Origin of the sequence: Selenomonas ruminantium subsp. lactilytica TAM6421 (assembly GCF_000284095.1) — a bacterium.
Taxonomy (GTDB): domain Bacteria; phylum Bacillota; class Negativicutes; order Selenomonadales; family Selenomonadaceae; genus Selenomonas_A; species Selenomonas_A lactilytica.
The window spans coordinates 1,932,119-1,953,915 of the sequence record NC_017068.1 but is presented as its reverse complement, the minus strand read 5'-3'; the positions used below and the strand labels follow the sequence as shown (position 1 = coordinate 1,953,915).

23 protein-coding genes and 1 tRNA gene are annotated in these 21,797 nt (G+C 53.0%); 21 read left to right on the top strand and 3 right to left on the bottom strand.

Going from position 1 to position 21,797, the window contains the following annotated elements:
- Positions 1–5: 5 nt before the first annotated feature.
- The 7 genes from dusB (at position 6) to SELR_RS09610 (ending at position 7,233) form a co-directional block, all read left to right on the top strand.
- Positions 6–971, top strand: a complete 966-nt coding sequence (gene dusB / locus SELR_RS09640) for a tRNA dihydrouridine synthase DusB (RefSeq protein ID WP_041914731.1) — start codon at positions 6–8, stop codon at positions 969–971.
- A 2-nt stretch (positions 972–973) separates the two neighbouring features.
- A complete protein-coding gene (locus tag SELR_RS09635) occupies positions 974–2,362 on the top strand; it encodes an aminopeptidase (protein WP_014425035.1) in 1,389 nt (462 codons plus the stop codon).
- 22 nt (positions 2,363–2,384) lie between these two features.
- Positions 2,385–3,254 carry a 4-(cytidine 5'-diphospho)-2-C-methyl-D-erythritol kinase gene (gene ispE, locus SELR_RS09630; RefSeq protein WP_014425034.1) on the top strand — a complete coding sequence of 290 codons (870 nt, stop codon included), beginning with the start codon at positions 2,385–2,387 and terminating at the stop codon, positions 3,252–3,254.
- Between the two features lie 23 nt (positions 3,255–3,277).
- Positions 3,278–3,988, top strand: coding sequence for a GntR family transcriptional regulator (locus SELR_RS09625; RefSeq protein WP_014425033.1), 711 nt, complete (start codon positions 3,278–3,280; stop codon positions 3,986–3,988).
- 20 nt (positions 3,989–4,008) lie between these two features.
- On the top strand, positions 4,009–5,373 hold the full coding sequence (gene glmU, locus SELR_RS09620; RefSeq protein WP_014425032.1) for a bifunctional UDP-N-acetylglucosamine diphosphorylase/glucosamine-1-phosphate N-acetyltransferase GlmU: 1,365 nt from the start codon (positions 4,009–4,011) through the stop codon (positions 5,371–5,373).
- Between the two features lie 148 nt (positions 5,374–5,521).
- The gene (locus tag SELR_RS09615) at positions 5,522–6,469 is read left to right on the top strand and encodes a ribose-phosphate diphosphokinase (protein ID WP_014425031.1); all 948 of its coding nucleotides are present in this window, start codon (positions 5,522–5,524) and stop codon (positions 6,467–6,469) included.
- Between the two features lie 86 nt (positions 6,470–6,555).
- A complete protein-coding gene (locus SELR_RS09610; RefSeq protein WP_014425030.1) occupies positions 6,556–7,233 on the top strand; it encodes a Crp/Fnr family transcriptional regulator in 678 nt (225 codons plus the stop codon).
- A 354-nt stretch (positions 7,234–7,587) separates the two neighbouring features.
- Here the strand turns inward: SELR_RS09610 and trxA are convergent, their stop codons facing one another.
- Together trxA and SELR_RS09600 are read right to left on the bottom strand one after the other, a co-directional pair.
- Entirely contained in the window at positions 7,588–7,896 is a 309-nt protein-coding gene (gene trxA / locus SELR_RS09605) for a thioredoxin (protein ID WP_014425028.1), read from the bottom strand.
- Positions 7,897–8,048: 152 nt separating this feature from the next.
- Positions 8,049–8,125, bottom strand: a tRNA-Pro gene (locus SELR_RS09600).
- Between the two features lie 191 nt (positions 8,126–8,316).
- Here SELR_RS09600 and SELR_RS09595 point away from each other — a divergent pair.
- The 13 genes from SELR_RS09595 (at position 8,317) to nadC (ending at position 20,436) form a co-directional block, all read left to right on the top strand.
- On the top strand, positions 8,317–8,697 hold the full coding sequence (locus SELR_RS09595) for a universal stress protein (protein WP_014425027.1): 381 nt from the start codon (positions 8,317–8,319) through the stop codon (positions 8,695–8,697).
- Positions 8,698–8,782: 85 nt separating this feature from the next.
- On the top strand, positions 8,783–9,772 hold the full coding sequence (dhaK, locus tag SELR_RS09590; protein WP_014425026.1) for a dihydroxyacetone kinase subunit DhaK: 990 nt from the start codon (positions 8,783–8,785) through the stop codon (positions 9,770–9,772).
- A 15-nt stretch (positions 9,773–9,787) separates the two neighbouring features.
- Positions 9,788–10,411 (top strand): dihydroxyacetone kinase subunit DhaL, encoded by a 624-nt coding sequence (gene dhaL / locus SELR_RS09585; protein ID WP_014425025.1) that lies wholly within the window; start codon positions 9,788–9,790, stop codon positions 10,409–10,411.
- Positions 10,412–10,456: 45 nt separating this feature from the next.
- The gene (gene dhaM / locus SELR_RS09580; protein WP_041914370.1) at positions 10,457–10,843 is read left to right on the top strand and encodes a dihydroxyacetone kinase phosphoryl donor subunit DhaM; all 387 of its coding nucleotides are present in this window, start codon (positions 10,457–10,459) and stop codon (positions 10,841–10,843) included.
- An 8-nt stretch (positions 10,844–10,851) separates the two neighbouring features.
- Entirely contained in the window at positions 10,852–11,451 is a 600-nt protein-coding gene (locus SELR_RS09575) for a nitroreductase (RefSeq protein ID WP_014425023.1), read from the top strand.
- A gap of 188 nt (positions 11,452–11,639) precedes the next feature.
- Positions 11,640–12,656 carry a deoxyguanosinetriphosphate triphosphohydrolase gene (locus SELR_RS09570; protein WP_014425022.1) on the top strand — a complete coding sequence of 339 codons (1,017 nt, stop codon included), beginning with the start codon at positions 11,640–11,642 and terminating at the stop codon, positions 12,654–12,656.
- A 158-nt stretch (positions 12,657–12,814) separates the two neighbouring features.
- Complete coding sequence (gene dnaG, locus SELR_RS09565; protein WP_014425021.1) at positions 12,815–14,617, top strand: DNA primase; 1,803 nt, start codon at positions 12,815–12,817, stop codon at positions 14,615–14,617.
- A 41-nt stretch (positions 14,618–14,658) separates the two neighbouring features.
- The gene (rpoD, locus tag SELR_RS09560) at positions 14,659–15,801 is read left to right on the top strand and encodes an RNA polymerase sigma factor RpoD (RefSeq protein WP_014425020.1); all 1,143 of its coding nucleotides are present in this window, start codon (positions 14,659–14,661) and stop codon (positions 15,799–15,801) included.
- A 207-nt stretch (positions 15,802–16,008) separates the two neighbouring features.
- A complete protein-coding gene (rplM, locus tag SELR_RS09555) occupies positions 16,009–16,449 on the top strand; it encodes a 50S ribosomal protein L13 (protein ID WP_014425018.1) in 441 nt (146 codons plus the stop codon).
- A gap of 20 nt (positions 16,450–16,469) precedes the next feature.
- Positions 16,470–16,862 carry a 30S ribosomal protein S9 gene (rpsI, locus tag SELR_RS09550; RefSeq protein WP_014425017.1) on the top strand — a complete coding sequence of 131 codons (393 nt, stop codon included), beginning with the start codon at positions 16,470–16,472 and terminating at the stop codon, positions 16,860–16,862.
- Between the two features lie 157 nt (positions 16,863–17,019).
- Positions 17,020–17,949: a quinolinate synthase NadA gene (nadA, locus tag SELR_RS09545; RefSeq protein WP_014425016.1), complete on the top strand. Its 930-nt coding sequence runs from the start codon at positions 17,020–17,022 to the stop codon at positions 17,947–17,949.
- Complete coding sequence (locus SELR_RS09540) at positions 17,934–19,577, top strand: L-aspartate oxidase (protein WP_014425015.1); 1,644 nt, start codon at positions 17,934–17,936, stop codon at positions 19,575–19,577. Before nadA ends, SELR_RS09540 begins: the two co-directional genes overlap by 16 nt.
- 19 nt (positions 19,578–19,596) lie before the next feature.
- Complete coding sequence (gene nadC, locus SELR_RS09535) at positions 19,597–20,436, top strand: carboxylating nicotinate-nucleotide diphosphorylase (RefSeq protein ID WP_014425014.1); 840 nt, start codon at positions 19,597–19,599, stop codon at positions 20,434–20,436.
- Positions 20,437–20,489: 53 nt separating this feature from the next.
- On the opposite strand, the gene SELR_RS09530 is transcribed toward nadC, so the two are convergent.
- Positions 20,490–20,696 (bottom strand): hypothetical protein, encoded by a 207-nt coding sequence (locus SELR_RS09530; protein WP_014425013.1) that lies wholly within the window; start codon positions 20,694–20,696, stop codon positions 20,490–20,492.
- 236 nt (positions 20,697–20,932) lie between these two features.
- Here SELR_RS09530 and SELR_RS09525 point away from each other — a divergent pair, with 236 nt between their 5' ends.
- Positions 20,933–21,685, top strand: a complete 753-nt coding sequence (locus SELR_RS09525; protein WP_014425012.1) for a hypothetical protein — start codon at positions 20,933–20,935, stop codon at positions 21,683–21,685.
- The last annotated feature ends 112 nt before the right edge of the window (positions 21,686–21,797 follow it).

The window sequence follows — 21,797 nt, the reverse complement described above, 5'->3', positions numbered from 1 at the left end:
TGACCATGAAAATCGGAAACTTTACCTTTGATGCGCCGGTGTTTTTAGCGCCCATGGCCGGGGTTACGGATACGGCTTATCGCATTATCGCCCATGATATGGGCTGCCCCCTCTGCTATGCGGAAATGGTCAGCTGTCAGGGCATTCATTACCGCAATGAGCGCACCTTGACCATGCTGGAATCGGAACCGGGAGAGCGTCCTTTGGCCATGCAGCTTTTTGCCAATTCGCCGGATATGGCGGCGGAGGCGGCGAAATATGTGGAGGAATTGGGAACGGCAGATATCCTCGATTTCAATATGGGCTGTCCCGCGCCGAAAATCGTCAAGAATGGTGAGGGTTCAGCTCTGATGCTGGCTCCAGATAAGGTCTACGAAATCCTGTCAGCCATCCGCAAGGCGGTCAAGATGCCCGTGACGGTCAAGATGCGCAAGGGCTGGGATGACGACCATGTCAATGTGCTGGAAATCGCCAGGATTGCGGAAGCAGCCGGCGTTGATGCCATTGCCGTCCATGGCCGCACAAGAGAGCAGTTCTATAGTGGCAATGCCGATTGGAATATCATCGCGGAAGTCAAGAAAGCCGTCAAGGTGCCGGTGATTGCCAATGGCGATGTGCGCACCTGTCAGGACTTGAAGAAAATCCTGGAGGTTACCGGCGCGGACGGTGTGATGATCGGCCGTGGGGCGCAGGGAAATCCCTGGATATTCAAGCGGCTGACCCATTACCTCCGGACCGGCGAAATCCTGCCCCAACCTTCCATGCAGGAGCGGGCGGAGGTCATCGTGCGCCATCTGGATCTGCTGCTGAAGTACAAGGGCGACTATATCGGCCCAAGGGAAATGCGCAAGCATGCCACCTGGTATACCAGAGGCATCACTCATGGTGCAATCCTCAGGGACAAATTCAATCATGCCGAGAAGCGGCAGGATTTTATCGATATCATCAATGAATATCTATTAGAGGTGTGAATATGAGCGAAGAAAAGAAAGACTCCATCTGGAGTCAGTACAGCGAGGCGGAAAAGCAGGAACTGGAAGAACTCAACAAGGGCTACCGGGAATTTCTGACCAATTGCAAGACGGAGCGGGAAAGTGTTAAAGAGGCAATCAAACAGGCAGAAGCTGCCGGTTACCGCAATCTGGCGGATATCATCAAGAGCGGCGAGCAACTTGCGGCGGGTGCCAAGGTCTATGCCGTGAATATGGAGAAGGCTATCGTGCTCTTCAATATCGGCACGGAGCCTTTGGAACAGGGCATGAATATCCTGGGCGCTCATATCGACACCTGCCGTCTGGATGTTAAGCAGAACCCGCTGTATGAAGATGGCGGCCTTGCTTATCTTGACACCCATTACTATGGCGGCATCAAGAAGTATCAGTGGGTAACCCTGCCCCTGGCCCTGCATGGTGTGGTGGCCAAGAAGGATGGCTCTTTGGTAGAGATCTGCATTGGCGAGGACGAGAATGATCCGGTATTCTGCGTGACGGATCTTTTGATCCATCTTTCCCAGGAGCAGATGAAGAAGAATGCCGCTAAGGTCATCGAAGGGGAAAATCTCGATATCCTCGTGGGCAACTATCCCCTGAAAAAGGATGACAAGGAAAGTGTCAAAGAGGGCGTCCTCAAACTCATCAAGGACAAGTATGATCTCGAAGAAGCGGATTTCCAGTCTGCAGAGCTTGCACTGGTGCCGGCTGGCAAGGCCCGGGAACTGGGCTTTGACCGCAGCATGATCCTGGCTTATGGTCAGGATGACCGTGTCTGCTCCTATACTTCCCTGCGGGCCATGCTGGAGATGAAGGACGTCAAGCGCACGGCCTGCTGCCTGCTGGTAGACAAGGAAGAAATCGGCAGCGTAGGCGCCACGGGCATGCAGTCCCGTTTCTTTGAGAACACCGTGGCAGAGGTCATGAATGCCTGCGGTGCTTATAGCGAATTAGGCCTGCGCCGCCTGCTGGCCAACTGCAAGATGCTCTCCTCTGATGTTTCCAGCGCTTATGATGCTCTCTATGCCAGCGCTTATGACAAGAAGAATGTGGCGTACCTGGGCAAGGGCATGGTATTCAACAAGTTTACCGGTGCCCGGGGCAAATCCGGCTCCAATGATGCCAACGCCGAGTATCTGGGCGAGCTGCGCACCATGATGGATAAGCACAACGTGCATTATCAGCTGGCCGAGCTGGGCAAGGTGGACTTGGGCGGCGGCGGCACCATTGCCTATATCATGAGCCTTTATGGTATGCAGGTGATTGACAGCGGCGTAGGCGTTATGAGCATGCACGCACCCTGGGAAGTCACCAGCAAGATTGACGTATACGAAGTGAAGAAGGGCTATATGGCTTTCCTGCAGGAAGCCTGAGGCATGAGATGGAGAGTGAACGATGGTAACAGTTGAGGCAAATGCCAAGATCAATCTGACGCTGGATATTTTGGGCAAGCGCGAGGATGGGTTCCATGAGGTATCCATGGTCATGCAGTCCATTGGCCTGCATGATACCTTATCCCTGGAGAAAATCGAAGCGGGCATTGAACTGACCATCAATGTCCCCTGGCTCAAGGCCGATGAGAAAAATCTGGCTTGGCGGGCGGCGGCATTGATGCAGGAAGAATTCAAGCTGGCAGGCGGTGTGCGCATCGAGCTCATCAAGCGCATTCCAGTGGCGGCAGGGCTCGCCGGCGGCAGTGCAGACGCGGCTGCGGTGCTCAAGGGCATGAATGAGCTCTACGATCTCGGCTTGTCCCAGAAAAAGCTCTGCGAGCTGGGCGCGCAGCTGGGCTCGGATATCCCCTTCTGCATCATGGGCGGCACCATGTTGGCCACGGGCCGAGGAGAAGTCCTCACGCGCCTTGCCGATATGCCGGAGACCTGGGTGGTACTGGCTAAACCCCGCATCTCCGTATCCACGGCCTGGGCTTATCAGAATTATGATGAGCAGGGCGCTGAAGCCCATCCGGACAATGAGGCCATCCAGCGCGCCATAGCTCATAAGAATCGAAAAGCCGTGGCGGGGTTATTGTGTAATGTGCTGGAAAGTGTTACTATTAAAAAGTATGATGTGATTGCGGCATACAAAGAGATGATGCTGGAAAACGGCGCTATGGCCAGCATGATGTCCGGCAGCGGCCCGACTGTCTTTGGCCTGGCGCGCAGTCGGGAACAGGCAGAGGCCATTGCCAATGTCCTGCGTCGGGAAACCAATGCCGATGTTTTTGTTACGCGTACTTTTCAGATGAACCGCATGAAAGCATGATTTTACAAAAGAGGTAGGCCTATATGAAGAACAGATTAGCTCCGATTAAACTTGACAGCTACCAGCCTTTGCGGGAAGTGGTGTGCGAATCCCTGCGGGAGGCCATTCGCAATGGCATATTGAAGCCTGGTGAACGCATTATGGAAATCCAGCTGGCTGAGGAACTGGGGGTCAGCCGCACACCGGTGCGGGAGGCCAGCCGCAAGTTGGAATTGGAGGGCTATGTGGTGATGATGCCCCGTCGGGGTACCTATGTGGCCAGCATGTCCATCCGGGATATCAATGAGATCTTTGAGATCCGCACGGCGTTGGAATCTCTGTCCAACGGACTGGCGGCGGACCATATCACGGATGATGAGCTGGAGCATCTGCAGCGTCTGTTGGTGATTATTGGCGGTTATATCAAGGACGGCAACATCGAGAAAATCGTGGAAACCGATATTGAGTTCCACGATACCATGTATCATGCCGCCCGCAATGAGCGGCTGGTGGGAATCATCTCGAATCTGCGCGACCAGTTGACGCGTTTCCGCACCCTGTCCATGTCCTATCCGGGCCGCCTGGAAGAGACGCTGGAAGAGCATAAGAAAATCGTGGAGGCCATTGCCAACGGTGACCGCAAGAGCGCCAGCAAGGCGGCGGAACTCCATATGGAAAACTCAGAAAAAACCTTGCTTAAAGCCATGGAAGCCATGGAGAATCAGAAAAAAGCAGAAAAGAAAAGCAAGAAATAAATTTAAGGAGACATAGAACGATGTCAGATTTAGTAACTGTAATCCTTGCCGCAGGCAAGGGCACTCGCATGAAGTCCAAACTCCCGAAGGTCCTGCATAAGGCAGCCGGCAAGTCCATGGTCCAGCATGTTATCGATGCGGCCAAGGCTGCTGGTGCTAAGCGCAATATCGTGGTTACCGGTTTCGGCGGCGAGGCTGTCCGTGAAGCTCTGGGTGCGCAGGCAGAATTTGCTGAGCAGAAGGAACAGCTGGGCACGGGTCATGCCGTGCTGCAGACCGCTGACCTGCTGAAAGATGAACAGGGGACGGTCATGGTACTCTGCGGCGATACGCCGCTTTTGACGGGCGACCTGCTCAAGAAGCTCTACGAGTCCCATGTGGAAGCTCAGGCCAAGGCCACGGTGCTGACGGCTATTATGCCGGATGCCACGGGTTATGGCCGCATCATCCGTGCCGAAGACGGCAGCGTGCTCAAGATTGTGGAGCACAAGGATGCTACGGATGCAGAACGCGAAGTCAAGGAAGTCAATTCCGGCATCTATTGCTTTGATGCCCGTGCACTCTTTGCGTCCCTCCAGCAGGTTACCAACGACAACGCTCAGGGCGAATACTATCTGCCGGATGTGCTGGAAATTCTCCAGAAACAGGGCGAAAAGATCTGGGCTGTAGCTGCTGACGATTATGAATCCACCTTGGGCATCAACTCCCGCCTGCAGCTTTCCGGCGCTGAGAAGATCCTGCGCCGCCGCAAGAATGAAGAGCTTATGGCAGAAGGCGTGACCATCATGGATCCGGATACCACCTATGTGGACTGTGACGTGAAGATTGGCCGCGATACGGTTATCTATCCCCAGACCTGGATCGAAGGCAACACCGTGATTGGCGAAGATTGCGAAGTGGGCCCCTGCGTCCGCCTGCAGGATGTCAAGATGGGTAACAAGGTCATGGGCCAGTTCGGTTACTACCATGACTGCGTGATCGATGATGGCGTGATCCTCGGCCAGTTCAACCATATCCGTCCGGACTCCCATCTGATGGCCGGCGTCAAGATGGGCAACTTCGTGGAAGTCAAGAACTCCGTCATTGGCGAAGGTTCCAAGCTGCCGCATCTGTCCTATATCGGCGATACGGATATGGGCTCCGGCGTCAACATGGGCTGCGGCACGATTACGGTCAACTACGATGGCAAGACCAAGTTCCGCACGAAGATCGGCAACGATGCCTTCGTGGGCTGCAACTCCAACCTGGTTGCACCGGTAGAAGTAGAAGATGGCGCTTATATCGGCGCTGGCTCCACCATCACCAAGACGGTGCCGAAGGATACCCTGGCAATTGCCCGCGCTCGTCAGAAAAATATTGAAGGCTGGGCTGACAAGCGCAAATAAAGTATAATAATTGCCTAAACAATCATAAATAAGGGCTTTATGTAAAATACAAACAGTGCTATACTGTTGTAGATAGAAAGTGACATGTGTCACTTCCCCAAGATGTGTTAACTTTTAGGAAAAGAAAGATTTGGAGGACTTTTACAAAATGGCTTTAGACACTGGAAACTTATGCATCCTGACCGGTAACGCTAATCCGCAGCTGGCAAAAGAGATCGCTGATCATATCGGCGTGAATCTTTGCGATGCATATGTCGGTCATTTCAACAATGGTGAAACTCAGGTAATGATCAGCGAAAGCATTCGCGGCAAGGACATCTTCATCATTCAGCCGACTTCCTATCCGGTCAATGACAACCTGATGGAACTGCTGATCATGGCTGATGCCTGCAAGCGCGCTTCCGCTCACAGCGTAACGGCAGTCGTTCCCTACTACGCTTACGCTCGTCAGGACCGCAAGACCCGCGGCCGTGAGCCGATTTCTGCCAAACTGGTAGCCAACCTCATGACTACTGCTGGCGTAACCCGCGTTGTAACCGTAGACCTCCACGCTGGCCAGATCCAGGGCTTCTTCGATATCCCGGTGGATCATCTGGCAGCAGCTCCGACTATTGCTAACTATTTCCGCTCCCAGAAGTTGGATGATGTGGTTGTGGTTTCCCCGGACCTGGGTGGCGTAACCCGTGCTCGCGTACTGGCTGACCATCTCCATGCACCTATTGCCATCATCGAGAAGCGCCGTCCGAAACCGGGCTGTGCTGAGGTCATGAACCTCATTGGCGACGTAAAGGGCAAGACGGCCATCATCATCGATGATATCGTCGATACGGCTGGTTCTCTCTGCGAAGGTGCTAAGGCTCTCGAAAAGCAGGGCGCAAAGCGCGTATTCGCTTCCTGCTCTCATGCTATCCTGAGTGATCCGGCTGTGCAGCGCATCAATGATTCCTGCATTGAAAAGCTGGTCATCACCAACACGATTCCGCTGCCGCCGGAGAAGCAGTCCGATAAGTTCGTGACGCTGTCCCTGGCCGATGCTATCGGTGATGTGATCATGCGCATCCAGAGCCATCGCTCTGTGAGCCAGCTCTTCCGCTAAGATATCGGGACTGGGAAGAACACAGCAAAAGTTGCCCCCTTCATGGGGGCAATTTTTTTACCTAAATAATGGGGGAGGGGACTAATTTGACTTCAGAATTTGTGGATCTGTTTATTCATCACTTTGACTTTTGGCCGCATCTGTCAGCGGCGGAAAAAGAAATATTGATCGCCGGTTCCCAAATCGTGCATTATCCTAAGGGGACGCACGTCCATCAGGGACCGCTTGATTGTATTGGTGTGCTGCTGTTGAAAAAGGGGCAGCTGCGTGTCTATACTATGTCCGAGGATGGACGGGAGGTCACGCTCTACCGGCTCTTTGCCGATGATGTGGGCATCCTGTCGGCACCCTGCGTGCTGGAATCGCTGACCTTTGAGGTCTATGTGGATGCCGAGGAAGATACGGAAGTTCTGCTGGTCAAATCGCCAACCTTCCGCAAATTGTCCGATGGCAACATCCAGGTGCGCTGCTATGGCTATCAGATGGCCACCCGCCGTCTGTCGGACATGCTCTGGAAGATGCAGCAGGTATTGTTCTTCTCGGCTGACCGCAGGCTGGCTATCTTCTTATTGGAAGAAAGCGAGAAAAATGGTTCAGCGGAAATCCATCTGACCCATGAGCAGATTGCCCGCTTTATGGGTACCGCCCGGGAAGTGGTCAGCCGTCTGGTGAAGTATTTCAATCAGGAAGGCCTGATCAAGAACTCCCGGGGCTGCATCAAAATCATCGACAGGGATGCGATGAAACAATTGGCCGGAAAATAAAAAGGCATGCATATACAAGTTGCAATTTGTCAGTGCGTTCGTGCTGAAGGTATCCCGTTCATACGCAGTCAGGGGTTCACGGGGGAGTACTTTTTCTGTTTCCGCTAAAACGACCCTCTCGGCAATTTTAGAGCTGTTTAGCCAGATGGCGCCGGGCAAGACCGGCGCAGGTTACTGGAAGATGCGTACTTCTGCTGGCGGGACATTTAGTGAAGCGGCGAAAAAGTATTCCCACCGCCGCCCCACTGATCTGTAACAAATGTGTTCAGGCTCGCACCTACAAACTGCAATTTATAAAAATCCCGCTGACATTGGATGTCAGCGGGATTTTTGCTGGTAAGGAATATGTTATCTTTAGCCGATAAGTTTTTCTACCTGTTCCTTGGGGATAAGCCCTAAGGATTCGTTGACTTTCTGGCCGTTCTTGAAGACCAGCAGGGTGGGGATGCTCATGATGCCGAACTGGGCCGCCAGTTCCTGTTGTTCGTCCACATTGACTTTGCCCACTTTGATGGCAGGATTTTCCGCCGCCACCTCATCGATGACCGGGCTGAGCATCCGGCAGGGGCCGCACCATTCTGCCCAGAAGTCAATGAGCACCGTGCCTGGGTGATCCAGCACCTCGTTTTTGAAATTGTCGTTGGTAATAACCGTCGTTGCCATAATCTATCCTCCTATGTGCGTTATTGTTTTCTTATTGATTTGATTATAGCATCTGGCTGGTTGATTTTATGTAACCGGCTCACAATATGATAAATTTGCATATTTACATAGCAAAAAAGCCAGCAACCGAAGTTACTGGCTTGACCTCTCAATGGTCGGGATGACAGGATTCGAACCTGCGGCCTCTTCGTCCCGAACGAAGCGCGCTACCAAACTGTGCCACATCCCGCAATCACAAGAAATATTATACGGATAATCGGTATGTGTGTCAAGCACTTTTTTAAAAAATATGCAAAAAAGTTACAAAGGCCGAAAAAGTCGGCGTGCTGTGGATTTTCTCGGGGTATCTTGCAGGATTTATAACGGGCAGGAGCGAAATAGTAAACAAAGCGATGAATAAATGCGTGGGGAGGTTTTAGTATGGGGAAGATTCAAAAAATCCTCGTGCCCGTTGACGGTTCAGTTAATGGCTGCAAGGCGGTGGATGAGGCTATTTTTCTCGCAGAGAAATGCAAAGCCGATTTGGATTTTGTCTATGTGTCCAGCAATATCAACAAGGACATTCCCAGTCATATAGTCTTTGACCGCATCTGGGAGAAGATTCCGGAGGATCTGCGGGCTGCCAAACATGTGGAGACCGGCAGCATCCATAAAGCAATCATCCGGGTAGCAGCTCAGGAACATAGCGATATGATCATCATGGGCAGCCGGGGACTGGGGCTCTTCAAGGGCGCGCTGATTGGCAGCGTGAGCCAGAAGGTCATCGAGGAATCGCCCATTCCGGTAATGGTCATCAAATAAGCATACCAGGCAGACAGTTTCTGGAGGGGAACTGTCTGTTGTTGTGTATAGAAAGGGCGGAGGCCCGATAGGGAGGATATGGATAATGAAGAAACTGATCAACGGTGTGGAATCGGTAGAAGAACAGATGATTCTTGGTCTGGTAAAATCAGCCCCCCAGAAGCTGAAGAAATTAGAGGAAGGCAATGTTGTCGTCCGGGCGCAGAAAAAAGAAGGCAAGGTAGCCTTGGTCAGTGGCGGCGGCAGCGGCCATGAGCCGGCCCATGGTGGTTTCGTGGGTGAAGGCATGCTGGATGCGGCCGTGGCCGGAGCAGTCTTTACCTCACCGACGCCGGACAAGATCCTGGCCGGGATTCAGGCAGTGTCCACCGATAAGGGCGTGCTCTGTATCGTCAAGAACTACACCGGTGATGTGATGAATTTTGAGATGGCCATCGACATGGCAAAAGATGAGGACATCGAAGCCGATTATGTGGTGGTCAATGACGATGTGGCTGTGAAAGACAGCCTGTATACCACGGGGCGTCGTGGGGTGGCCGGGACTGTGCTGGTACACAAGATTGCCGGCGCCAAGGCAGAGGCTGGGGCCAGCCTGGCAGAAGTCAAGGCGGTGGCGGAAAAGGTAATCGCCAATGTCCGCACCATGGGCATGGCCATTTCTCCCTGTACGGTGCCTGCCGCTGGCAAACCGGGCTTTGAATTAGCTGAGGATGAAGTGGAAATCGGCATCGGCATCCATGGCGAGCCGGGTACCACCCGGGAGAAACTCGGCACAGCAGATGAAACGGCCAAAAAGCTCTTGGATAAAATCCTGGCCGATATCGACTACAAAGGGCAGGAGGTCGTGGTTCTGGTCAATGGCATGGGAGCCACGCCGCTGATGGAACTTTATATCATCAACAATTTTGTGCAGGATTATCTCAAGGCACAGGGCGTGAAGGTCTATGATACCATGGTGGGAAACTATATGACCTCCATTGAGATGGCCGGTTTCTCCCTGACACTTTTGCGTCTGGATGACGAAATGAAGGCCCTGTATGATGCCCCGGCAGATACTTTGGCTTTGAAACGTTAAGAGGAGCGAGTAAGTATGTTAGACACAGCAAAAATGGCAGAAATCATCCGGGCTATTGCCGCCCGGATGGAAGCAGAAAAAGATTTTTTGACGCAGCTCGACAACGAAATCGGTGATGGCGACCATGGCATCAATCTGGAACGCGGCTTCAAAGCCGTGCTGGAGAAATTGCCGGAATGGGAAAATGGCGATGTCGGCGCCCTGCTCAAGGGCGTAGGGATGCAGCTGGTTTCTCATGTAGGCGGTGCTTCCGGCCCCCTCTATGGTACGGCCTTTATGAAGGCAGGCAACACCCTCAAAGGCAAGACGGAAGTTACGGCTGTGGATTTTGCATTGGCTATGGATGCCGCTATCGGCGGCATCAAGATGCGGGGCAAGTCCGAAGCCGGGGAAAAGACCATGCTCGATGCGCTTTGCCCGGCGTATAAGGAACTGACTGAGGCGGTAGATGCCGGTGCAGAACTGAAGGAAGCGCTGGTCAAAGCCGTGGACGCAGCCAAAGAAGGCGTGGAATACACCAAGACCATCATTGCCACCAAGGGGAGAGCCAGTTATTTAGGGGAGCGCAGTCTCGGTCATCAGGACCCCGGTGCAACATCCTCTTTATATATGCTCGAAGAAATGGTAAAATGTCTATAGACCTTTGGGGTAAGATAGTTTGATTTTCTCGGTGGGGGGAGAAATTTGGTCGGGATAGTAATTGTATCACATAGTGAAAAATTAGCAGCAGGAGTTGTGGAAATCGCCAGGATGATGGCACCAAATGCGCCGCTGGCTGCGGCCGGCGGTCTGGAAGATGGGGAGCTGGGGACAAGTTATGCCAGAATCAGTGCGGCTGTGGAAGCGGTGTATTCAGAAGACGGTGTAGCCGTGCTGATGGATATGGGCAGCGCCGTGATGACCACGGAAATCGTGGTGGAGGATATGGAGGACAAGAAGGTCATGATGCTGGATTGTCCTCTGGTAGAAGGTGCTGTGCTGGCCGCTGTGGAATCCACCGGTGGCATTACTCTGGACGAATTGGCGGTTAAGATCAAGGAAGCTTACAATGTCCGTAAGTTCCCGGAATAGGAGACAGTATGGAAAAAGATGCATTGCATGTAATTGCTACCCGGCATAGTACGCGTAAGTTCAAACCGGAAATGGTAGAGGCTGATCTGTTGGACAAGGTGGTCGAGGCAGGCCGCCGGGCACCAAGCGGCAAGAGCAAGAATACGAATCACTTCCTGGTGATCCGTGATGCTGCGGTGCTGGACAAGCTCGTAAATCTCGTGCAGTCCGAGTTTGCCAAAATGGAGATCACGCCGGAGAATGAAGCCAATATCGGCGGGGCCATCAAGCTTTCCAAGAAGGGCAATTATGTCTTCAAATACAATGCCCCGGTGTTGATCGTGGTGGCCAATAAGAAGGATTACGGCAATAATATGGCCGATGCCTGTGCGGCCATGGAGAATATGCTGCTGGCGGCCAACGCCCTGGACTTGGGCGCCTGCTGGATCAACCAGCTGCGCTGGCTGCAGGATAATCCGGTACTGCTGGACTATCTCCATGAGTTGGGCATGGCTGAGGATGAGTGGGTATTTGCCTCTCTGAGCATTGGTTATCCGGATATGCCGGATGGCCTGCCCAATCGCAACATCGTGAATATCAGAGGCAATGAAGTGACCTATATCGGCTGACAAAGGCCGTGGATGCAGGGCGGAGGGATAACCTCCGCTTTTCATTTACGCAGATTCGTGTATAACGAGGCAGGAGATATGCTCCTGCCTCGTTGAAACGTCAAGTGGAATATTTTGCCTTTGGCAAAATTTGAACAATTGCGTTATAATATAGATTGAGAATTTCAACAATTACGGAGGTGACAGAAATGAAAATCAGGGAACGCACGGAGGAACAGGAATACAGGATTTTGTCGCCTCTGGCGGCCAAGAGCCGGGAAGCAAGGCGCAAATATCCCATGGAGGAATGCGACTTCCGCACGAAATTCCAGCGGGACCGGGATCGTATTCTCCATTCTAAATGTTTTCGCCGCCTGAAGCATAAGACACAGGTCTATATCGTGGCCGGAGACCATTATCGCACCCGCATGACACACAGCCTCGAAGTAGCACAGATTTCCCGTACCATTGCTCGGGGCTTGCAGCTCAATGAGGATTTGGCAGAGGCCATCGCTTTAGGCCATGATGTGGGCCATACGCCTTTTGGTCATGCAGGGGAATCTGTTATGGCTGAACTCACTGGCCATTTCACCCACAACGAGCAGAGCCTGCGGGTGGTGGAGTATCTGGAGCGGGGCGGTCAGGGACTCAATCTGACCTTTGAGGTCAAGGATGGCATTGTCAACCATACGGGCAAGCATCTGCCCAAGACGCTGGAGGGGCGCATCGTGCGCACGGCTGACCGCATCGCCTATCTCTGCCACGATTACGATGACAGCCTGCGGGCGGGGCTTTTGAAGCCCGGCGACCTGCCGGCAGAGGTCTATGAGAAATTAGGGCCGGACACTTCCCGGATGATCACGAGCATGGTGGCAGATATGATCATGACCTCCCAGGGCACAGGTGAAATCCTGCAGTCCCCGGCCATCAAGCAGGTCATGGATGTTTTCCGAAGCTTCATGTTCGAGCATATCTATCATTCGGACCGGCTCTCCCGGGAACGGGAACAGGCTTCCTTTGTGCTCAGAGAGCTTTATGACTACTTCCTACATAATACCAGCCAGCTGCCGCCGGAATTTATCCAGCGTGAAGCCCGCTGGGGACGGCAGCAGATCGTCACGGACTATGTGGCCGGCCTCACGGATAGCTATGCTGTAGCCCTCTTTGAAGAGATTTTTATGCCGCCCATGGGCCGGACCGTGGAAAAAAATAAAAAAGGATATTGACAAAGTGGGTAGAATACTATAATGTAAAAGAACTGTATGCAAAAAATGTTATAGTAAACGCAGAAAATTTTCGAAAAAAAGAAGGATATTGCTAAAAAGTAGCGAATTGTATACGAGTATCTTGCAAAATACCATGATTAGTCAGAAGAGGGGTTCTTATGCACAGAGAGGAAATGGACGAGTTTGTCGAGCAGGTTCGTGCCCGGTCAGACCTCCTGCAGGTTGTGCAGAGTTATGTTCCCTTGAAGCGCAAGGGAAATCGTTATTGGGGCTGTTGCCCCTTTCACGGTGAGAAAACCCCCTCTTTTTCTGTGGTTCCGGATAAGGGCTTTTTCTATTGCTTTGGCTGCCACGCCGGAGGGAATGTCTTCAAGTTCCTATCGCTGATTGAAAACATTTCCTATTTTGAAGCTATTAAGCTGCAGGCAGAAAAACTCGGCATACCAATGCCTCAAAGGCAGAAGTCGCCGCAGGAATTGGCCCGGGACAGGGAAATCGCAGATTTGCGCAAGGTCAATGAGATGGCGCGGGACTTTTTCCATAACTGTCTGACTATGACAAGGTTGGGTGAGCCGGGGAAGGCTTATTTTGCCGGCCGTGCTATTTCAGCGGAAACCATTGAAGAATTCAAACTGGGGTTTGCCCCTAATGCCTGGGATAAGTTGTCCACCGCCTTTTTGAAGCGTGGAGTGAAGCAGGAATATTTGCTCTCAGGGGGGCTGGCCGCAGAGCGTAAGAATGGTGAAGGTGTCTATGACCGGTTCCGCAACCGCGTCATGATTCCAATTGCCGATGAACGGGGGCGGGTGGTCGGCTTTGGCGGCCGTGTCTTAGATGACAGTACGCCCAAGTATCTGAACACCCCGGAAACGGTGATCTTCAATAAACGGCGCATCCTCTTCGGATTGGACAGGGCTCATCGGGCCATCCAGAATGCCGGCTTTGCCATTGTGGTGGAAGGCTATATGGATGCCATCTCTGTTTTCAGCGCCGGGGTAAAGAATGTGGTGGCTTCCTTGGGCACGGCATTCACGCCGGAACATGGCAAGCTCCTGATGCGTTATGCTCCTGCCATCTATTTCTGCTATGACAGTGACGAGGCCGGTCAGAAGGCCACAATCCGTGCCCTGTCCATTGTGCAGGGGACAGGCGCAGATGTGAAGGTCATCGTGGTGCCGGATGGCAAGGATCCCGATGAGTACATCCGCAAGCATGGGGCGCCGGCATTCCAGGAACTTGTCAAAAAGGCTTTGCCGTTGGTGGAATACCGCCTGCAATATGTATTGAAGCATTTTGCCTATGATACACTGGAGGGCAAGGTCAAGGCACTCCATGCCATGCTGCCGGTGCTGACTGGTATCCGGGAGATGGCACTGCTTGGTGAGTATATCAAGCGGTTGGCACAGGCACTGCTTCTGGATGAAGGCATCGTGCGGGATGAACTGCGCAGGTTCAGCCATCAGCCCTTGCCATTGCCAGAGGCGGAAACTCCCCGGGCGCCTATCCGGCAGGCCAGCCGGCGCACGGATACGGCCCTGCAGCGTGCGGGGCGCATTGCCATCCGCCTGGCCTGGCAGGACAGCGGCATCCTGCAGCACTTGGCGACGATGGTGCCATTGGAAAGCATTGGCGACAGTGCCCAGCGGGAAATTTTTCTTTACTTGCAGGATTTAGCCGCCCAAGGGCAGAAAACTAATGATATTGAGGTCGCTGACAAGTTAAGCGAGGAAGCCGTGGCCGAGTTGTCTAGGGCCATGGTGGAGGACTTGGGCGTCCTCAGTGAAACCGATGCCTATACCAAGGCGGTTAATGTGTTGCGCAGGGCATATCTGAACCTGTGCTACATCAGACATTCCCAACGGGCCATGGAATTATCTCAGGCCGGGGATACGGGCTATATTGAGGAACTCAATAAGGCCCAGCAAATCAAAAGTGAAATGGAAGAATTGCAACTTGAGTGAAATCGTATGGAATATTAAGGTCGTGGAAAGGGGTATGCTGAATGGCTGATGCGAAAAAGAAGGGTGTCGCGCAGGCTGAGGCTGGCAGTAAGAACCACAGTTCGCAGATTGTGGAAAATCTGTTGTCCAAAGGAAACAAAAACGGTGGTACATTGACTTATGGGGAACTCGTAGAAGCTCTCCAGCAGGAAGACCTGACCCCTGACGAAATCGACCGCATGTATGATACCTTCAGCCAGCAGGGTATCGAGATTGTGGATGATTCCTCTACTACGGATGTAGGGGATGATGATATTGACATTGACGACAAGGATGCAGAAGAGGTCGAAATCGATCTCTCCGTGCCCGAGGGCATCAGCATTGATGATCCCGTGCGCATGTATCTGAAGGAAATCGGCCGCGTGCCTTTGCTCACGGCTGATGAGGAAGTGGCACTGGCCAAGCGCATGCAGGAGGGCGACGAGATTGCCCAGAAGCGTCTGGCAGAAGCCAACCTGCGCCTTGTGGTCAGCATCGCCAAGCGCTATGTGGGCCGCGGCATGTTGTTCCTGGATCTGATTCAGGAAGGTAACCTGGGCCTTATCAAGGCGGTGGAGAAGTTTGACTATACCAAGGGCTATAAGTTCAGTACCTATGCGACCTGGTGGATTCGTCAGGCCATCACCCGCGCCATTGCTGACCAGGCCCGTACCATCCGCATTCCGGTGCATATGGTGGAGACCATCAACAAGCTGATCCGCGTATCCCGTCAGCTCCTGCAGCAGCTGGGCCGCGAACCGTCGCCGGAAGAAATCGCCAAGGAAATGGATATCAGCGTGGAACGTGTCCGGGAGATCATGAAGATCGCCCAGGAACCGGTATCCCTGGAAACGCCAATCGGCGAAGAGGAAGATTCCCATCTGGGCGACTTCATCGAGGATCAGGATGCACCGGCACCGGCTGATGCGGCTTCCTTCATGCTCCTCAAAGAGCAGCTCGAAGAAGTTCTTGATACCCTGACGCCCCGTGAGGAAAAGGTTCTGCGCCTGCGCTTCGGCCTCGACGATGGCCGGGCCCGGACGTTGGAAGAAGTGGGGCAGAGTTTCGGCGTTACCCGTGAGCGTATCCGCCAGATCGAAGCCAAGGCTTTGCGCAAGCTGCGCCATCCGAGCCGCAGCCGCAAGCTGAAGGATTTCCTGGACTAAGGATTTAGATGAATAACGGCCAACAGGTCAGAAAACTTTTGGGGAAATTTTCTTTGGAAAATCAGAAAAAAAGTTCTTGACTTGTTGGCCGTTTTTGCGTAAAATGTACTTTGTGATGTTACGGGCATGGCATCCATTAGCCCCGGAAGCCAGTCACGAGAGTATCACAACCGATTAATTATTTGAACTTATTAGGGGGGAAATCGCATGAAGACAACGTTTATGGCAAATGCATCCAACGTTGAGCGTAAATGGTATGTTGTAGACGCTGAAGGGCAGACTGTCGGCCGTCTTGCAGCCGAAGTTGCTAAAGTTCTTCGCGGTAAAAATAAACCGACCTTTACTCCGCACGTTGATACGGGTGATTATGTCATCGTCATCAATGCAGAGAAGGTTAAATTTACGGGTAAGAAACTTACGGATAAGACTTACTTCCGTCATTCCGGTTATCAGGGTGGCACGACCTTCACGTCCGCTGGCCTGATGCTCGAAAAGTTCCCGGAACGCGTTATTGAGCACGCTGTAAAAGGCATGCTGCCGCATAACCGTCTCGGTGCTCAGATGTACCGCAAGCTCAGCGTTTACGCTGGCAGCGAACATCCGCATGCAGCTCAGAAGCCGGAAAAGCTCGAGCTGAACATTCGCTAATCTGGAGGAGGAACATATAAATGGCACAAGTAAGCTATTACGGCACTGGCCGCAGAAAGTCTTCCGTTGCCCGTGTTCGTCTGGTTCCAGGCGAAGGCAAGGTTACGATCAACGGTCGTAGCATGGAAGAATATTTTGGTCTGAAGACTCTCGAACTCATCGTTCGTCAGCCTCTGAACCTTACGGAAACTGTTGACAAGTATGACGTTATCGCAAATGTTGCAGGTGGCGGCGTATCTGGTCAGGCAGGCGCAGTTCGTCACGGTATCACCCGTGCACTCATTGAGATGGACGCTGAACTCCGTCCGGCTCTGAAAAAAGCTGGTTTCGTTACGCGTGACCCGCGTGAAAAAGAACGTCGTAAGTACGGTCTCAAGAAAGCCCGCAAGGCTTCCCAGTTCTCCAAGCGTTAATTTCATTATCGTTGGATACAACCCGTCAGCATTTTGCTGGCGGGTTTTTTTGTATACTTTTCTATTTTACTTGCCAGATATTTTATTTGCGTTTATAATAGCATTGTCTACTGTCATGACAGTAAGCAATGCTATTACTTTTTATGGGGAGTTATGTATGGAAGATATCATTGAGGAAATCATGCGGCTGAAGAAGGAGCGCAAGGCAATCATCCTGGCGCATGTCTATCAGCCGGAGGAGATTCAGGAGATTGCGGACTTCAGCGGGGACTCTTTTGGCTTATCCCGGAAGGCAGCGGCTACGGATGCGGAGGTCATCGTTTTCTGTGGCGTGCGTTTCATGGCGGAGACGGCCAATATCCTGTCACCGGATAAGATCACGCTGTTGCCCGCTGCGGATGCTGGCTGCCAGATGTTCACCGATGCCATTACGGGAGAGGTACGCAAGGCCAAGGCAGAACATCCGGACGCACTGATCGTTTCATATGTCAATACACCGGCCTCGGTCAAAGCCATGAGTGATATCTGCTGTACTTCTTCCAATGCTGCTGCGGTGGTGGCTTCCCTGCCACGGGATAAGGAAGTCATCTTTGTCCCCGATGCCAATCTGGGGGCTTGGGCAGAAGAACAATGCGGCCGCAAATTGTTGAAATGGCAGGGCGGCTGCCCAATCCATGGCAATCTCACCGTGGAGGAAATCCAGGCGGCGAAGGCAAAATATCCGCAGGCGCTGGTACTCATGCATCCGGAGTGCCGGGCTGAACTCTGTGCACTGGCCGATTATGTGGGCAGTACCAGCGGTATCATCGATTTTGCCGAAAAGAGCGATGCCGATGAGTTTATCATTGCCACTGAGGAAGGTGTCATGTATGAACTGACGGAGCGCTGCCCGCAGAAGAAATTCCATCTGGCTTCCCGCCGCTTGCTATGTGTAAATATGAAGAAAACGACGCTGGAGAAAGTGCGGGATGCTCTGCTAACTATGGAGCCGCAGGTAGTGGTACCTGAGGATATCCGCCTGAAATCCGTAACTGCTCTGGAGCGGATGCTGGCAATAAAGGGGGAAACAGCATGCAACGCTATTTGATGAATTTTGATACGCGCCGGATGGAAACGCGGCAGGAAGAATGTCTGGTGATTGGCAGCGGCGTGGCCGGACTTACGGCAGCCTGCCAATTGGCCCGCCATGGCCATCATGTGCTGCTGGTGGTGCGGGATACCTTGCAGGACAGCAATACCAGCAAAGCCCAGGGCGGCATTGCGGCATCTTTGGGGAAAGATGACAATCCGCAGCTGCACCTGGCCGATACTTTGGTGGCAGGTGCAGGGCTCAGCAATGAATCCGTCTCCCGCATGGTGGTGACGGAAGGGCCGGAGGACATTCGCTGGCTGGCGGCCAACGGAGCGGAATTTGACTGCAATGCAGATGGCTCACTGGCTTTGGGCAGGGAAGGCTGCCACAGCCGCAACCGCATTGTCCATAGCCATGGGGATGCCACGGGGGCAGAGGTGGCCCGGGCGCTGAATGAGATGGCAGCCAAAGAGAAGAATATCCGCACCATGGAAGGCTGTTATGTGGTGGATCTGCTGGTTCATCAGGGGCGTTGCTATGGTGTGACGGCACTCTGGCATGGCAAAAAGATCTGCCTGCGGGCAAAACATATCGTGCTGGCAACGGGCGGTTTGGGGCGCCTGTTCCAGCATACCACCAATCCGGAAGGGGCCACGGGCAGCGGCATGGCCATGGCCGCCCGGGCTGGCGCCGAACTTGCCGATATGGAATTCGTGCAGTTCCATCCTACGGCGCTGGCACTTGAAGGCTGTCCAAACTTCCTGATTTCCGAAGCCGTGCGCGGAGCCGGTGCGCATCTGCTGAACAGCGAGGGCCAGCGGTTTATGTCGGATTGTCATCCCATGGCTGAACTGGCTCCCCGGGATGTGGTGGCTCGCTGCATTTTCCGGGAAATGACCAAAGCGGAAGTCAGCCATATCTGGCTGGATGCCCGGCATATCGAGAATGTGACGGAGAAGTTCCCGATGATCGCGGCAACCTGCCGGGATTATGGTGTGGATATTGCCAAGGATCTGATTCCCATTGCACCGGCAGCCCATTACATGATGGGAGGCGTGCATACGGATATCTGGGGGCGTACGAATATTGAAGCCCTTTATGCCTGCGGCGAAGTGGCCTGCACGGGATTGCAGGGCGCAAACCGGTTGGCCAGCAACAGCCTGCTGGAAGGCCTGGTCTTTGGGCGCAGGGTGGCAACGATCATCGGCAAGACGCGGCTGCCGCAGGCCGAAGCGGGACTGTTCTGGCGGGAAGAGTGTCTGACTGAGGATAGGCAGACAGGTGTGGCGGCAGACCGGGAAGCAAGCCAGCAGATTTTGAGCCGCTATTTGGGCATTGTCCGTCAGGCCGATGAGATGGCTGCGGGGGAAGAAAAACTGCGTCAGCTGGCGGCAAAGTATGAAGGCTGCAGTGCGGTTTCGCCTGCCGAGCTGGATTTGCGGGCAGAACTTATCTGCGGGGATCTGATTTTCCGTGGGGCGCAGCGCCGTCAGGAGAGCCGCGGGGCACATTATCGTGCGGATTATCCCGATCAGGATGAATCCTTGCGCCAGCATTTTGGGGATCGGCGCAAAGCCGATGATGAGGCAGAACGATTCGGGGATGAAAATATTGCCGCTGCAGTAACGCTCGGGATGGCATAAAAGGGAAGGATTTGACTTTATGAATATATTAGGTTTGGATGAAAAGATCAAAGGCTGGCTACAGGAGGATGTGGGCAGCGGCGATATCACCACATTGGCTACGGTACCGAAAGCAGCTGTGACACATGCGATTATCCATGCCAAGGATACGGGAATCCTGGCGGGCGTGGATGTGGCAGAGCGGGTGTTTGCCCTGCTTGATCCGGATGTCAAGTTCAACAAGGTGCTGGAGGATGGTGCGGAACTTACGCCCACTTCCGTGATTGCCACGTTGGATGGTTCGGCACAGGCTATTCTGACCGGTGAGCGGCTGGCCCTGAATCTGCTGCAGCATCTGTCCGGTGTGGCCACCCGCACCCATAAGCTGGCTGCCATTGCCGCACCTTATGGGGCAAGGCTCGTGGACACCCGCAAGACCACGCCGGGCCTGCGTCTCTTAGATAAGTATGCGGTCAAAGTCGGCGGCGGTGCCAATCATCGTCTGGGGCTTTATGATGCCATCCTGATCAAGGACAATCATATCCAGGTGGCTGGCGGCATTACGGCGGCTTTGGAGCGGGCTAAGGCCTATGCTTCTCATATGACGAAGATTGAGATTGAGGTGGAAGACCTGACTGGGGTCGAGGAAGCTCTGGCTGGCAAGGCTGATGTGATCATGCTGGACAATATGGCACCAGAGTTGATGACAGAAGCGGTCAAATTGATTGACCATCGGGCTGTAGTGGAAGCCTCTGGCGGTATCGATGAGACGACCTTGGCTGCTGCGGCTAAGAGCGGCGTGGATGTGATCTCCGTTGGCGCGCTGACGCACAGCGTCAAGGCCTTGGATATCAGCATGGATATTGGTGAAATAAAATAAGGCATAGAAAAACAGCCTCCCACGGGAATTGCGGGAGGCTGTTTTGTCATGCCTTATTTTTTCAGAGCTTCTTTGAGAATGCCGGTCAGGGCTTTCTGGGAAATGCGCATCATGTCGCCGAGCAGCGCGTTGTAAAGGTCACCGCCATCGCAGACACCACGGCCATTTTCCGTAATGAAGAATTTCTTGGGATGTTCTTCAGCCTGATAAGCCTCGTTGAGTTTATCCTGCACGAGTTTCTCGATTTCCTGTTCTGTCATCGAATACACCTCTTTCCATAATTATCACACGTTATATTATACGACATAATAGGAAAAATATCCTTCTTTTTGCCGGAACAAAATAAAAAATATTTATACCTTCGATCTTTCAGCTTAATTTCATCGTAATTTTATGAAAAATTAATAGTAATCTAAAGCAACTATAAGAATAAAGCGTTATATTATAATCATAGCAAATGAGATTACCCGATGTGAAATGAATGGAGGTAAAAATTATGCGTAAGAAAATGTTAGCAGGTATTGTGGCCGGTGCATTGATGGTGGGAATGGGCTTTGGCGTTCTGGAAGGTCAGGCGCAGGCTGCAGATAAGAATGTACAGAATGGCCAGCCTTGTCCGCCACCGCCCATGATGAGAGGCCCGCGTGGCGGCCAGCCGCCGATGCGGCAGATGAGTGCTGATGATGTGGCCAAGCAGATCAACAAGACCTTTGGCGTCAGCGAGAAGGAAGTCAAGGCCGCTATCGATGAGCAGAAAGATTTCCGCGATATCGGTCAGGCAGCCATGCTTTCGAAAATCAGCGGCAAGTCCTTTAAAGATGTGCTGGCCATGAAGACGGATGACAAACATTGGCCGGAAATCGGTCAGGAATTAGGTGTCACCCCGGAACAAATCCATGCTCAGATGAATGAGATGACCGCTGTACGCATGGCGGAAAAAGGTGATGTGGATAAAGACACGGCCCTGAAGCTTATGAATAATGGCTATCGTCCCCATGACATCGGCATGGCTGCAAAACTGGCCAAGCTCAGCGGCAAGGATATCCAGTCTGTGCTGGATATGAAGAAAATCAACAACCGTTGGGGCGATGTGGCCCAGCAGTTAGGCATTGACCGGGATAAGCTTCGTCTGCAGCGCGGTGAAGGCGGTTTCCATGGTCATGGTCCCCAGGGAGGCCCGCCCCCGGCAGAGGATATGGGCGGGGAAATGGCACCTCCGGAAATGAATGGTGCTGACGAAGCCAAATAAGGATGCTCTGAGCAGCTTTTGACCATAGTGGTCAGGCTGCTCTTTTGTCTCTTAACAAATATACACAAATTTTCTTGACGAATTGGACTTATGTCTTGACAATGAGGACAAA